The following is a 14,861-nucleotide window of genomic DNA, read 5'->3' on the forward strand; positions in this document are numbered from 1 at the left end:
TTCTTTTTTAGCAATCTTAAAACTTAAAATTATAGGTGATAGAAGGAATTGGAATTGCAAAAATTGAACTCTGCAATGCTTTAACCTCACCATCTTCAGTTACAAAAAACACGGAATATGGATTATTTCTACCTAATACATTGTACACTGAAATAGTAACAAAACTGTGTGCTAATTTTTGCTTTTTATGATTACCCTCAATGTTTACCCCAAGATCTAATCTGAAAAAATCTGGTATTCTGAATTCATTACGATTACTAAAAGCTACAAAATCGGCATTATTGAATCGAAATGTACCTATGGGGTAAGTAACTGGTCGTCCTGTTTGGTAAACAAAATTGGCAGAAACACTATATCTTCTTGTAAAGCGATAATTAGCTATTAAACTTACATCATGGGGTTTATCAAAATTTGAAGGGAAGAACTCACCGTTATTTACACGTTCTTCACTGAACTCACTGGCAAAACGGTATAAAGACCTTGAATAAGTATAGCCTAACCACCCATTTAAACGTCCTTTATTTTTCTTTAATAAAAACTCTACGCCATAAGCCTTACCATCTCCTTGCAATACCTCGGTCTCTACATTTTCGTTTAAGAATAAATCAGCACCAGTTTTAAAGTCTAAAACATTATCCATGAGTTTATAATACCCTTCAAGACTAACCTCATATTCATTCTCTTTAAAGTTTTTATACAGTCCTAAAGAAGCTTGGTAACCCGTTTGAGGTTTAATATTTAAATCAGATAATTTCCAAGTATCAATGGGTGAAACAGTAGTATTATTGGATAACGTATGTAAAAATTGATACGAATTATTAAAACTTGCCTTAATCGAAAAGTCAGGAGTGAACAAATACCTAGCTGAAACACGAGCCTCTGGGCCACCGTAAGTTTCTATTACTTCACCCCCACCATAACTTATGGTATCTTGAACTGTAGATTCATTTCGAGGAAGGCCATCTTGATATGTTCTTTGAGTACCAGAGCCTAGCGCAGCAAAAAATGCATATCGAACACCTAAATCTACTAAGAGTTTATCACTAAGCTTAATTTCATCTCCAAGATATAAAGCTCCTTCAATAGCTTGTTCATCATCAATAAAAATGGGACTAATATTAGATTCATTCCCATCCGGTTGAATACTACCTGGGTTAACAGAATAATATTTGGCTGATATACCGTAATCTAAACTATTCTTATCATTTAAAATTGTTCTTAGTTTGTATTTAAGCTCAGTTTCATTTATACTATAATCTAAATTGAAATCGGTATTGGCCTCACCATCAAAATCAATTCCGAAACCGTAATTGCTATTACCTAATACAAGAGCACCAGTAGTTTTTTCATTAAAACGATGATCCCATCGTGTTGAAAACAATCTATTACTGTAATTATATAATGAGTCAGAGGTGATACTAAAAGCATCGCGACTATAATACGCAGTAGCCTTCACCTCATTATTATCATTTATCTTATTATGATATTTCATAATACCGTCAAAAAAGGATGCATTACTATTGTTTAAAGATTCATCATCTAAAGATCTTAAAATCCAGTCCGCATAGGCACCTCTTGCGCCTATTACGAGTGAAGAGTGGTCTTTCTTTAAAGGAAGCTCTAAAGCTAAATTTCCGGTAACTGGTCCAATTGAACCTTCACCTGCAATTTCTTCTACATTTCCATTCTTAGTTCTTATATCAAATACTGAAGAAAGCCTTCCTCCAAATTCAACCGGGATTGCTCCTTTATAAATATCTACGCCTTTTGTTGTAAAAGGATTTAAAGCTTGAAAAATCCCAAAAAAGTGTTGTGGATTGTAGATTACCGCATCATCAAGTAAAACCAAATTTTGGTCTGTTTTACCACCCCTTACATTCAAACCTGTAGCACCCTCGCCAGCAGAAGAAATACCTGGTAATGCTTTGGCAACTTGTAAAATATCCCGTTCTCCTAAAACTAATGGAATATTTTTAGACTCTTCAGAATCGATTTGCTCACTGCCAGTAATAGCCTCTTCCACATTTTTTGCAGCGTCAGCTTCAACCACAACTTCATCTAACTGTTGTAAACCCTCTTCCAATACTAAATCAAGGCTGCCATCATTATACATAATAACTTCACGTTCAGAGGCCGCAATACCCATTGCTCTAACACTAATAACATTGTACCCAGCTGGTAACTCAAGTTCGTAATTACCAGACTCATTAGTAACTGTAATTATTGAGCTACCTTTAATTCTTATGGCCAAATCTTGAACAGCTTCACCAGTTCTTGCGTTTATTGCCCTACCCTTTAAATTATAGGTCTCTCTTAAATTGTTTGGGTCGCTTTTTCCAACTCGCGCAACTGCATATTTACGTTTGGTTTTTCGAGTGTTTTCATTATAAAATGTCGGAGGTGGAGCATTTGTTCTAACAGCGACGCTATTTGGATTCGAAGAAGTTTCTTCTCTACCAAAAAACCCTCTTGGCAATTCATCATATACTATTGTATTCTCAAGAAGAAATATGCGTTTCTCGTCTTCTTTAACGTAGTAATTTAAAGTCGTTTCTTCAAGAATCTTATTCAAGGCATCTACCAACTCTAAATTTTGAAAAGAAACCGAAATGGAATCATTTGAAACCCATTCGTCAATAAAATAGATTTGATAAGCTGTTTCAGATTCAATTTTCAAAATAACCTCTTTAAGAGAAGTATTTAAATAATCACCTGATAATTTTACTTCAGTTTGTGCTCTTGTTGCAATTATAGTGAATAAAGCGACTAGGAGAATGAAGAAAAAACGACTCGATTTCACTGCTAGAAACGGTGAATACCCTATAAAAATAATAGGTTTTGTAGAATTAGACATACAATTGTTTGAATTAGCTGTATGTAAAATACAAAACCAATGTAAGAAAAGCTAATCTTAGAATGTTATATCTACTCTTTTGGAGTAAACTTTAAAATGTCGGGTGAATTATTAATGATATCATTTTTATTCATCATCATTTTTCGGAATTCACCATTGACGTACATTTCTGCCTGATCTTTGTAGTGTTTGCTTAATGGATTTCCTGATTGCCCAGTAGGTAAAATGCTAATACTATTTTCTACATCAGAAAAATCAACAATGCGTCTAGTCGATGGAATACTACTTACCTTATAACGTCCATCGTCTTGGGTCCTAAAACCCTGATTATTGAGTGTTCCGGAAGTGCCAGATGAAGGGAAAGGACCAACCGTAAAATACTTTTTTAACGAAGGTACTCGACCTATGGGGTGATCATGTTCTAAATAATGCACCCTATCCCATGTCCAAGTCTTATAATCTTGGCCTAACTCTAATTTTAGTTGCTGCCAAGTATCTTTAAATGCTTTATTAATTATTTGTTTTCTAGTCTCTTTTTGTTCATTTGTTCTTACATCGTCCCACCAAAGAGACAAAGGGTTGTCGAAAACTTTATCAAGTTTTAATTGGGCACCATAAGAGTTATATTCCTCGTTGGTTGAAAATTCATCTGAAAAAAGGTTTAGGTGCACATTAGCTTCCATCTTTTCAAAGAAAACAGCACCTAGACTCGTTAAGCCAAACTTACCATCCCAAGATTTCATAATATCTAAATAAGCAACTTGCTCATCGGATAATCCTTTTAATTCCAATTCAATTAAACAAGAATTCATAAAATCAGAGCCTGTTCTTAATGTAATATCATTGGCCATTTTAGCCATATCATCTTTTGTCCAACCTTCCTTTTTGGCCTCTAATAAATCTATAATTCTACCAGCTCTTCGGGAAGAATTAGCAAAATAGCCAGGTACATACATGCCTGAAGTAGAATCAGGTTGATTATTTGCAGAATACACGTAATTAATTGATGGATTTATTGATCTCGGATTTTTGTCAAAACTCAAATATTCAATGGGGTCATCTTCACCGCTTGCACCATTTAATATAAACTTTGTACTAGTACTGTTTGGCATTCTATACAATTTTGCTGTACCCCACCAGGCCACATTACCTTCATTATCGCCATACATCACATTTAGACCAGGTGCATGAATGTAGGGTAAAGATTGACTAAACTCATCAATGTTAGAAGCATGATTTATTCCGTAAAGTCCCTGAATTAATTTATTCTCAAACTGCGTGAATAACCAATGGATACTTACTAAACGCTCCCCTTCAACTCTTGTTCTATTTGCGTAATTTGCATTCACTAAGGGTCCACGATGTGTTCTTTTAATTTGAAAGCTAACAGCTTCCATATCTTTAACAAGAATAGATTTCGTTACATATTCAAATTTTCTCCATTCCTCTTTATAACGATAAAGTGTAGTATCCGTAGGATGTTGCTCTTCGTAATAAAAGTTGGTGTCATCATTAGCCAGCATGGTAAAACCATGAACCATTGTTCTATCATGTGACAATAATGGAAATGGAACTCCAGCAAGGTAATATCCGTATTTTTCATAAGTTGGAGTTACTAGATGTGCTTCATACCAAACAGCTGGTTGTGCTTGAGCAATGTGCGGATCATTTTCAAAAAGTACTTTTCCATTAGCAGTTTTTTCTGGTGCCAAAACCCAACTATTACTGCCATAAATTTCAGGGATAGGTAAATTTTCTAAAGCCTGTTTAATTTTATGTTGAATGGCTACTAAATCTGAAATAGAAGAATCTCTATGTACTGGTATATTGATTTCATCTGCTGGATTATTTTTGAAAAGCTCATTAGTGTGAGCAGTATCAAGTACTTGAAGAAGATTAGTGTTTACAATATCTCTTGCCCCTTTATTAAATGTAAAACCCATGTAGGCAACTGCATTGTAAACATCTTTTAAAACAAATTTTTGCTTTTTTAAGCCGGTTAGATAAAATTCAACGGGTGTGGGCCCTTCATCAATAAATTGATTTATTCCGTCTAAATATGCATTAGACAAAGCAATACTTGGATGCGATGTATCTAAATTGGCTAGAGCCTCTTTATTATGCTCATCAATACCTAAGGATAAGAAAAACTTATCCGTTTCTAAAGTAAGCTCTCCGAAAATCTCTGACAATCTGCCTGAACCCGCCCTTCTGAGTAATTCCATTTGCCAAAGTCTATCTTGGGCATGAACATAACCTAAAGTACGTAGCGCATCTTCTTCATTATCAGCATAAATATGAGGAACTCCATATTGATCAAAATAAACCGTAGCTTCTTGAGCGAGACCGGCTAAGTCTTTTTCACCTGAATAAGTAGGCGTTAGTGTGTTTATAAATATAAACCCCGCTAATAGAATTACAAAAAGTAAAAGGCCTAGAGAAAGGAGAAGTTTTTTAATTTTTCGCATAAGGAGGAAACTAAAATTAGTCTGCCTAAAATAGCGAAAAACTAAGACTTATTTTATAGAATTCTTATATCTGCTTAACCCATCTTTCAACCAAGCTTCATAGGTAATCGCATCAACATACTGAACACCAGAATTTAACACTTCAAAATCAGGTGTCAATAAAGCATAATAAGGCTGAGAAGCCGAATTAAAATTAATGGTTTGAAAAGTTCCCCATTTTTGACCAATGGTTTTAATTTTTTTAATCCGCCCAGAATCATACTGAAAATCAAACTGTTCTTCTTTCTTAAGTTCTTTTCTATCATCTACATACAACGAGATGAGCACATAATCATCTTTTAGCATTTGAAAAATACTTGGTTGGCTCCATACATTTTCTTCCATTCTACGACAATTAACACAAGCCCAACCCGTAAAATCTATTAAAATTGGTTTGTTTTCAGATTTTGCAAAGGCCACGCCTTCATCAAAATCTTTAAAACAGTTTAAGCCCAGAGGGCAGTCAGAAACATTTTCATTAATACTATAAAATTCAGGTGGAGGAAAACCACTTAAAACCTTTAGACCAGTAAGGTTTAAAGTCCCAAACAATAAATAAATGGTTGTTATTAAACTAACGACACCCAAGCCTTTTCTTGCTAATGATAGCTTTTGCTTTGGACCATCATGTTTAAAGCGAAAAACCCCTAATAAATACAAGGTCATTAAAGCAAAAATAATAATCCAAATGCTTAAGAAAATCTCGCGTTTAAGAATACCCCAATTACCTACTAAATCAGCATTAGATAAAAACTTAAATGCTAAAGCAAGCTCTAAAAAGCCAAGTACAACTTTAACAGTGGTCATCCATCCACCAGACTTTGGTAAGGAATTTAACCATGCAGGAAAAAGCGCAAAAAGCGCAAAAGGCAAGGCTAAAGCTAGTCCAAAACCAGTCATTCCGAAAGTAAGATTAGTCGCTACACTACCTTCAGCTAAGGTGGTACTACCTAATAAACCCCCTAAAATTGGCCCTGTGCAAGAGAAAGAAACTATTGCTAAAGTCAATGCCATAAAAAAGATGCCTAAAACACCACCAACCTTGGTTGATGCAGCATCCATTCTATTTGCCCATGAATTTGGCAAGGTGAGTTCATAATATCCAAAGAAAGAAAAAGCGAAAAACACAAAAATGATAAAGAAGAATACATTCAACCAAATATTGGTTGCAATGGTATTTAATATTTGAGAATCTACTGAGTCAAATAAATGAAAAGGCAGACTTAATAAAAAATAAATTAGCACTATAAAAAGACCATATAAAATCGCGTTTACAATACCCTTGGATTTATTATCCGATTGTTTTGTAAAAAATGAAACTGTTAGCGGAATTAATGGAAATACACAGGGTGTAAATAAGGCTATTAAACCTCCAAGAAAACCCAGTCCGAAAACCATCCAAAGTGCTGAACTTCCTTCGACTGAATTGAGTTCTGTTTGTTTTAAAAGCTCAGAATTTTTTAAATCAAGCTTTAAATTGTTGGTCAAGGCTGCACTCCGCTCATCAATGGTTTTTTCTTCTGTAACAAAAGTCGTTCCGTCTAATGAAACTTCAAAAACTTGTTCTTTAAGAATACATACCTCTTTACAAATTTGATAATATAAATTAACCGTAATTTGTTTTAAATCAGGCTTTAAAAGCTTTATTTTCTGTTTGAAAAGAGCTTCTTCTTTATGAAAAGTTTCATCTAAATCAAATACTTCAGTGTACTTAGTATATGTTTTTCCTTCTTCCGTTTTACCAATCAATTCATAATCAACACCAGCCCCAACAAATTCAAATTCACTAGGCATTGAACCTCCTTCAGCAGTGTATAAAGAATAAATATACCAGTCTTTATCTATATCTGCCTTAAAGAATAATTCATATTGATTATCAGAAATTTTATTTGCTTCATAGTTCCAAACGGCAGGTTCTTTCCGAATACTGATGGTAAACACTTGCTCTTTAAGAATACATACTTCTTTGCAAATTTGATAATATAAAATAACCTCAATTTGTTTTAAATCAGAGTTTAAAAGCTTTATCTGTTGCTTAAAAAGAGCTTCTTCTTTATGAAAAGTTTCGTCTAAATCAAATACTTCAGTATACTTAGTATATGTTTTTCCTTCTTCTGTTTTACCAATCAATTCATAATCAATACCAGCCCCAACAAATTCAAATTCACTAGGCATTGAACCACCTTCAGCGGTGTATAAAGAATAAATGTACCAGTCTTTAAAAATCTTAGCAGTGAATTCAATATTATAAACGGAATCAGAAACTTTCTGAACTTTATGTGTCCAAGTTGCGGGATCATTATCAGATTGTGAATGACCTGTGAAAAAACATAAGAATAAAAGAAGAGTTGTAGCTAAATACTTTTTCAATGTAATTCGAATTTTAAAATTTTATCTGTTTTTGGCGTAACCTTAAATCGCTCATCTGCTCTTTTACCAATTATCCAAACAATATCATTACCAGAACATAGCAGCCATATATTCTTCTTTGAAAGAATATCCACTTTTTCGTCTTTGAAAAATTTGGAGAGCTTTTTCTTCCCCTTCATACCTAACGGATAAAAATAGTCGCCATTGTTCCATTTTCTTAACAATAAGGGAAACTTTAACTTTTCGGCATCTACAAATAAATCGTCAGCACACGACTTCGAAATTTCACTTACCATTTTTATTTTCAAAGAAATAGGACTATTAATTTCAGTGTCTTTTTCAAATAAAGTATAACTATGGTCATCGATTTTATCTAACTCTGTCAGTAATAAAAAATCTCTATCCTTGACTAACTTATGGGTTTTTGAAAATACTTGTTTTCCACTTGGAGCTTCTAAAAGATTTTCTATATCTAGCCATTGAGTAAATCCGTACTCTTCAAATATTAAATACAGATGCTCTTTTAAAGGTAATTTAGATTTTAATGCTTCAATCTCAATTCTAACAACTAGGTCGTCTTTACGAAAAAGACTATTCTTCATTTCGTTTTTATATACACCAAGTAAGGTCGTTGCTTCGTTTAAATATTCTTGAGTCTTCTTGAAGTTATCCAAAAAATTAGCATTCAATTCCTTCAATTGTGGAATAATATTATGCCTTATTTTATTGCGAAGATATTTTGTTTCATTGTTACTACTATCTTCTCTCCAAGTCATTTTCTTTGTAGTTGCGAACGCTAAAATCTCTGAACGTTTGAACGGTAATAATGGCCGAATAATAGTACCATTCTTTTTTGGTATTCCTGTTAAACCTTTGATACCTGTTCCTCTAGAAAGGTTTATGATATGCGTTTCTAAATCATCATCTGCATGATGGGCCGTTAAAACAAAATCGTAGCCCCACTGCTCTTCTAAAGCATTAAACCATTCATAACGAAGTTGACGGGCGCTTGCTTGAATTGAACTATTTTCATTTTTTTTAAAATCGTCCATGTTAAATGAGGTTGTATGTACTTCACAACCAAATTTTAAAGCCAAATCAACCACAAAATTCTCATCGCCATCACTTTGTTTACCACGTAAATTATAATTGCAATGTGCTAAACTAAAGTTATACCCAGCATCCTTAGATAAATTTGCAAGTACAACGCTATCTAACCCTCCACTACAGGCAATCAGAAGTTTGGCATCTTCTAAAAAGTGAAAATTTGTTTTGATATGTTTTTTGAAGGCCTCCAACATAATACAAAATTACTGATATCATTTTTGTTCTAAAACACTTCTCATCGCCTTAGCTTTTAATAAACACTCTTGATACTCGTTTTGTGGATTTGATTGCGCAGTTATTGCACTTCCCACGGAATAAGAAACGAATTTCTTCTTTGAATTATAAAGTATACTTCGGATAATAACATTAAAATCGAAATTATGGCTTGCATCGAAGTAGCCAACAGCACCGCTATACAAACCACGTTTGGTCTCCTCAAATTCTTCAATAATTTTCATTGCTGAAACTTTAGGAGCTCCAGTCATACTACCCATGGGAAAACTGTCTTTTATTAAATCAATAGGGTCAGCCTCAGTTTGAGCACTTACAGTAGAAATCATTTGATGAACTTGTTTGAACGAATATACCTTGCATAACTCTTCGACCTTAACCGAACCTTTTAAAGCATTTTTTGAAAGGTCATTACGAACCAAATCTGTTATCATAATGTTCTCTGATAATTCTTTGGGATCATTTGCCAAACCAGCTTTGAACATGGAGTCTTCCATAGCATTACTTGATCTTGCCGCCGTACCTTTTATCGGTTGTGCGATGAGCTTAGTATTCTTCTTTTTCAAAAAGCGTTCGGGTGAAGCACATAAAGCATAATTGTTATCAAGTTTTAAATACGTAGCGAAGGGAGCTTTTGAAATTGAATTTAGCTTTTCATAAGTACTCAAAGGATCTATTCTAGTTTCTTCAGCGTAAAACTCTTGACAAATATTAACTTCATAAATAGCACCTTTTTGAATTCGTTTTAAGACTTGGCAAATTTTATTTAGGTAAGCATCTTTGTGAATACGTAAACTAATTTTTGGTTTTTCAAAAATTGTAATTGGATTATTTTTTAACTTTGTTTCACAAATTTCTTTAAAGTCAGTTGAAATGGTTTCTTGATTGCAGTTAAGGTATTGAAATTCAGCTAAATTTCCCTTAAGAAAAATAAGCTTTTGAGGTTGAAAAAAATGTAAGGAGTAAAATCCAAGTCCATCAAAATTACTTGAAGTGAGGTCTTCTAACTCGTTTTTTAAATCATAAGATAAATATCCAAAAATCCAATCTTTAGTCTCATTCTTATACTGTGATAATCGTTCAAATGAATTGGTGGCATTTGTTTTTAAACAAGAAACAGAATTAGCAGCCAAAACAGCATTAAAAGAACTGTATTTATTGTCATGATTATTGCTATCTAGAAAAACGATTTCTTGATGAGATTGAGCCCAATTAAGCATTCTCTTTTTAAAGTTATCAGGCTGCTCAACCCTAAAGGACTTAACTATTCTTGACAATACTTATAACGAATTTAAAAAAGTCTTTAATGCAATGTCGTGCGCTTTTGATAAATCAGCATCTAAAATTCCATTAGAACCCGAAAAATTATTAGAAAAGCTAGGAAGTGAAAAAGTGCTTTGAATTTTAGCGCCAAATCTTGGTAACATTGAATTAGCAAATTCTAATGCGCCCACTCCACCTCTACCACCTGGTGAAGTTGACATAAGTAAGATATTAGTTTCAGCCAAAAAATTTCTTTCTAAACGTGAAAGCCAATCGAGAACATTTTTAAAATAAGCCGATAAATTTCCATTATGTTCATTTACAGATAAAATGATTCCATCTGCCTTCTGAATATCATTCTTAAGCTCTATCAAGGAGTTTGAATACCCCTCTTTTTGTTCGACATCTGAACTATACATGGCAAAGGGGTATTTCGCTAAATCAAGCATTGTAATACTATGATTATCAACTAAACCCGCTGTATATTTCACTAACTGATAGTTAATTGAAGAAGATGAATTACTTCCTGCAAATGCTAAAATCTGAGCCATTTTGAAAAAAAATTGATTATTCAACGAAAATACCTCAAAAAGTGATCTTCTCTCTTAATTTTATCTAATTTTGCCTCAACAAACATTCAAAGGGCCTAGTGCACAAGTATATAGGTTGAATATTAAAAAATGAAACCAAGTTCAAATCGACTCTTTTTTATAGACGCTATGCGCGCATGGGCGATTCTCATGATGTTGCAAGGTCATTTTATAGATGGTTTACTTGACCCTATTTTTCGTAATCCGGAAAATATGATCTATACCACTTGGCTTTATTTTAGAGGTATTACCGCTCCTGTTTTTTTTACAGTTTCTGGTTTCATTTTCACCTACCTGTTGGTAAAGGTTTCAAAAAAAGGATTGGAAAATCCTAGAGTAAAGAAAGGGATACGAAGAGGTCTTCAATTATTACTTATTGGTTACTTACTTAGAATCAATCTTTTAGGGCTCATTACCGGTAAAATATATGATAGTTTTTATGTTGTAGATGTTCTGCATTGTATTGGAATTTCCATTTTAACAATAATTGGAATTTATCTATTAACCAAATCAAAAAGAAATTGGCTATTCCCAACAGTATTGCTTAGTTTATCTCTTTTGCTATTTTTATTTGAACCTGTTTATAAAGACTGGTCTTTCGGCTTTTTACCAATGTCAGTTGCAAATTATTTCACCAAAGCAAACGGTTCTGTGTTTACAATAATACCTTGGGTAGGCTATGCCAGCATCGGTGGATTTTTATCTATTCTATTTCATAGATTTAAAGATTATAAATATTTATATAACATTGCAATTAGCATAGGTTTAATTATTGGACTGAGCCTTATATTTTTCTCTTCAGATTTGTTTTTATATTTATTTGAAAGCACGAATATTGATTTATTCAATCTTATTCAATTAAACAATTATTTATTCATAAGGTTAGGTGATGTTTTCCTTGTTTTTACAGTCTTTATGTTATTAAGAAGTATAATGAAAAATAAAACTGTTTTACAGATTGGTGCTACCACGCTTGCAATTTATGTGATTCACTTTGTTATTCTTTATGGTAGTTTTACTGGGTTGGGTCTGTATCGCTTTTTCAATCATAAATTATCACCAAATGTTGCCATATTTGGAGCACTTTTATTTATGATTACATGCACTTTTTTAGCATTACAATATGGTAAACACGAAGAGCCCATTAAATTAAAAATCAACACGCTGCTAGTTGGTTCAAAAACCGGTTTTGAACTACTATTTAAAAAATTAACTCCTATACTTTTAGATGCCCTACTTAGAGTAAGACTATTTTTGAATAGATTGCTAGGAAGAGTAAGAAACTAAACTAACAAGAAACTTAAGCAATAAAAAGGACAAGAATACACTTGTCCTTTTTATTATGTTATTCTAGTATTACTAAGAGTTATCTTCGACACTAGCATCTGGTGCATTTGTAGCAACAGAACTAATACCATTTTCCATACCAGACGTATCTGCATACATTTGACTACTGCCTATAACTTGACCATTTCCTGCTTTTAAATTGAAATGATGTTTTCCATTTTTAGCTACTTTACGTTCAAATTTTGCATCATCTTGCGAATTCTTTCGAACAGATTCAATTCCGTTATCGCATGCTGCTTTTGTGGTGTAACCTTCGCTGCTAAGAATAACTTGTCCATTAGCTGCTTTTAAATTGAATCGTAATTCACCAGAATTGTCCTTATTAATTTCAAATTTTCCCATGTTAATTTAATTTATTGATGCTTAAAGTTATTAAAAATTAGAATAGCTCATGAAGATTATAAATTGAAAATCAAAAGAACTGTCTGTACATTTAGAAGTACTATAGAAAACGTTCATCTATACTTTTCAGTTATTGACCTTAATCCACAAAAAAAAATTAGGGAAGGGTCGTAGTTTTACAGCGTAGAATCAAAACAAACCCAAATCTTGATTCCCCCGGACCTAACAAATCCATACTAAACACCTACTTAACTAAAAAAAGGATGCCTAAACAGCATCCTTTTTTAGTTTAAAATAAATTTCTTAATCCTATATATGCAATGGTCTATTATCTGTTGCTGCTAAAGCTGCTTCTTTAACCGCCTCGGCATATGTTGGATGTGCGTGACTCATTCTTGATAAATCCTCCGCAGAAGCTCTAAACTCCATAGCTGTTACTGCTTCTGTAATCAAATCTGCGCAACGAGCTCCTATCATATGTACTCCCAAAATTTCATCTGTTGATGCATCTGCAAGAATTTTTACAAAGCCGTCAATATCCATACTAGCGCGTGCACGTCCTAGGGCTCGCATCGGAAATTGCCCTACTTTATAAGCCACTCCTGATTCCTTAAGCTCTTCTTCTGTTTTACCAACAGCGGCCACTTCTGGCCAAGTATAAACTACTCCAGGGATTAAATTGTAGTCAATATGTGGTTTTTGACCAGCTAATATTTCAGCCACCATAGTACCTTCTTCTTCAGCTTTATGTGCTAACATCGCTCCTTTAACGACATCACCAATTGCATAAATATTTGATGCGCTCGTCTGTAGATGTGAATTAACTTCTACTCTACCACGCTCATCTATATTTACACCTGCAGCTACTGCGTTTAAACCGTCAGTATATGGCCGTCTGCCAACCGACACTAAACAATAATCACCTACAAACTCAACTTCTTGACCTTTCTTATCGTCAGCCTTTACAATGACCTGATCTCCTTTACGTTCAACAGATTTTACCTTATGAGAGAGATTAAATTTTACTTTTTGCTTCTTTAACACTTTCATTAACTCCTTAGAAAGTGCACCATCCATGCCAGGCACAATTCTATCCATATATTCAACAACTGTGACATCGGCACCTAACCTTTTGTATACTTGACCAAGTTCTAATCCAATAACACCGCCACCAATCACAATCATATGTTTTGGTATCTCCATTAATTTTAAAGCTTCGGTTGAAGTGATAATTCTTTCCTTATCAACTTTAATGAAAGGTAAGCTAGCAGGTTTAGAACCTGTTGCGATTATAATGTTTTTCGCTTCAAGAGTTTCTGTTGTGCCATCAGTTTTCAAAACATTTACGTGTGTTGCGTCTTTGAAGCTACCAATACCCTGATGAACATCAATTTTGTTTTTATTCATCAAAAACTCGATTCCCTTTGTAGTTTGGTCGACAACTGCCTGCTTTCTGCCAATCATTTTCTCTAAATTGACCTTGATATCACCAGGTATTTCAATACCATGTTCTTCAAAATGCTTTACCGCATCTTCATAATGGTGAGAAGAATCAAGAAGTGCTTTTGATGGTATACAACCAACATTTAGGCATGTACCGCCTAAAGTTGCATACTTTTCTACAATTGCAGTTTTCATACCTAATTGTGCACACCTAATTGCAGCAACATATCCGCCAGGACCAGACCCTATTACTACCACATCGTATTGACTCATATTTTTATTTTAAAAGAAAATTGGATACAAAAATACGAATGTTTTTCGGTAAAAAAGATAAGTTATATCGGCGCTAATGGAAATTTTAAAGCAGTATAATTTCCTATCCAAAGCCCAAAAATTAAACTAATATTGAGACCAATTTCTAAACCAATTTGTGCCCACTGTTCGCAATTAGATATAAAAAACATTTGACCTATAAGAAACGCTGACATAACTAAATGAGGAATAAAATTATCTCTCATGACTACAATAGATGCCATAAAACCCGCTAAAAGTGATGAAGTAAATAAGGTTAAAACTCCTAATCCAATATCTATAGAAGTTGAAGAGCACATACTTAAGCCATCAAAAATAATATCTCTAGAAATTTTACTAAACACAACAAGTGAAAAACCACCAAGAAGAATTGAAGATATAGTTAGTATAGAACGGTTTCTTGAAGTCATGATTGAAGTTTGTCTCTTAATTAAACATCAAATTAGAAACATCATTGCATGACAACTATCTATTTAACAACAAATTAGGTTAAAT

General features: G+C 33.4%; 10 protein-coding genes. 1 reads left to right on the top strand and 9 read right to left on the bottom strand.

Annotated elements, in window-relative coordinates; translation table 11 throughout:
- Positions 1–16: 16 nt before the first annotated feature.
- From RM542_RS08540 to RM542_RS08565, 6 genes are all read right to left on the bottom strand, one after another.
- Positions 17–2,854 (bottom strand): TonB-dependent receptor domain-containing protein, encoded by a 2,838-nt coding sequence (locus RM542_RS08540; protein ID WP_311385322.1) that lies wholly within the window; start codon positions 2,852–2,854, stop codon positions 17–19.
- A 71-nt stretch (positions 2,855–2,925) separates the two neighbouring features.
- Complete coding sequence (locus tag RM542_RS08545) at positions 2,926–5,322, bottom strand: penicillin acylase family protein (RefSeq protein WP_311385323.1); 2,397 nt, start codon at positions 5,320–5,322, stop codon at positions 2,926–2,928.
- Between the two features lie 48 nt (positions 5,323–5,370).
- On the bottom strand, positions 5,371–7,731 hold the full coding sequence (locus tag RM542_RS08550) for a cytochrome c biogenesis protein CcdA (protein WP_311385324.1): 2,361 nt from the start codon (positions 7,729–7,731) through the stop codon (positions 5,371–5,373).
- Entirely contained in the window at positions 7,728–9,032 is a 1,305-nt protein-coding gene (gene tilS / locus RM542_RS08555) for a tRNA lysidine(34) synthetase TilS (protein WP_311385325.1), read from the bottom strand. The genes RM542_RS08550 and tilS overlap by 4 nt, the downstream gene beginning before the upstream one ends.
- 18 nt (positions 9,033–9,050) lie before the next feature.
- Complete coding sequence (locus RM542_RS08560; RefSeq protein ID WP_311385326.1) at positions 9,051–10,346, bottom strand: anthranilate synthase component I family protein; 1,296 nt, start codon at positions 10,344–10,346, stop codon at positions 9,051–9,053.
- A 3-nt stretch (positions 10,347–10,349) separates the two neighbouring features.
- Positions 10,350–10,883, bottom strand: coding sequence for an NAD(P)H-dependent oxidoreductase (locus RM542_RS08565; RefSeq protein WP_311385327.1), 534 nt, complete (start codon positions 10,881–10,883; stop codon positions 10,350–10,352).
- 129 nt (positions 10,884–11,012) lie between these two features.
- On the opposite strand from RM542_RS08565, the gene RM542_RS08570 reads away from it, so the two are divergent.
- Positions 11,013–12,209 (top strand): acyltransferase family protein, encoded by a 1,197-nt coding sequence (locus RM542_RS08570; RefSeq protein WP_311385328.1) that lies wholly within the window; start codon positions 11,013–11,015, stop codon positions 12,207–12,209.
- A gap of 72 nt (positions 12,210–12,281) precedes the next feature.
- Here the strand turns inward: RM542_RS08570 and RM542_RS08575 are convergent, their stop codons facing one another.
- From RM542_RS08575 to RM542_RS08585, 3 genes are all read right to left on the bottom strand, one after another.
- Positions 12,282–12,611, bottom strand: coding sequence for a YegP family protein (locus RM542_RS08575; RefSeq protein WP_311385329.1), 330 nt, complete (start codon positions 12,609–12,611; stop codon positions 12,282–12,284).
- Positions 12,612–12,920: 309 nt separating this feature from the next.
- Complete coding sequence (lpdA, locus tag RM542_RS08580) at positions 12,921–14,327, bottom strand: dihydrolipoyl dehydrogenase (RefSeq protein WP_311385330.1); 1,407 nt, start codon at positions 14,325–14,327, stop codon at positions 12,921–12,923.
- A gap of 62 nt (positions 14,328–14,389) precedes the next feature.
- A complete protein-coding gene (locus tag RM542_RS08585) occupies positions 14,390–14,776 on the bottom strand; it encodes a hypothetical protein (RefSeq protein ID WP_311385331.1) in 387 nt (128 codons plus the stop codon).
- Positions 14,777–14,861 lie beyond the last annotated feature (85 nt).

Origin of the sequence: Croceitalea sp. P059 (genome assembly GCF_031846365.1) — a bacterium.
Taxonomy (GTDB): Bacteria; Bacteroidota; Bacteroidia; order Flavobacteriales; family Flavobacteriaceae; genus Croceitalea; species Croceitalea vernalis.

Excerpts from the sequence above, each read along its gene's own strand:
- tilS (WP_311385325.1), bottom strand. The coding sequence starts at position 9,032 with ATGTTGGAGGCCTTCAAAAAACATATCAAAACAAATTTTCACTTTTTA.
- RM542_RS08570 (WP_311385328.1), top strand. The coding sequence starts at position 11,013 with ATGAAACCAAGTTCAAATCGACTCTTTTTTATAGACGCTATGCGCGCA.
- RM542_RS08585 (WP_311385331.1), bottom strand. The coding sequence starts at position 14,776 with ATGACTTCAAGAAACCGTTCTATACTAACTATATCTTCAATTCTTCTT.
- RM542_RS08565 (WP_311385327.1), bottom strand. The coding sequence starts at position 10,883 with ATGGCTCAGATTTTAGCATTTGCAGGAAGTAATTCATCTTCTTCAATT.
- RM542_RS08575 (WP_311385329.1), bottom strand. The coding sequence starts at position 12,611 with ATGGGAAAATTTGAAATTAATAAGGACAATTCTGGTGAATTACGATTC.
- RM542_RS08545 (WP_311385323.1), bottom strand. The coding sequence starts at position 5,322 with ATGCGAAAAATTAAAAAACTTCTCCTTTCTCTAGGCCTTTTACTTTTT.
- lpdA (WP_311385330.1), bottom strand. The coding sequence starts at position 14,327 with ATGAGTCAATACGATGTGGTAGTAATAGGGTCTGGTCCTGGCGGATAT.
- RM542_RS08540 (WP_311385322.1), bottom strand. The coding sequence starts at position 2,854 with ATGTCTAATTCTACAAAACCTATTATTTTTATAGGGTATTCACCGTTT.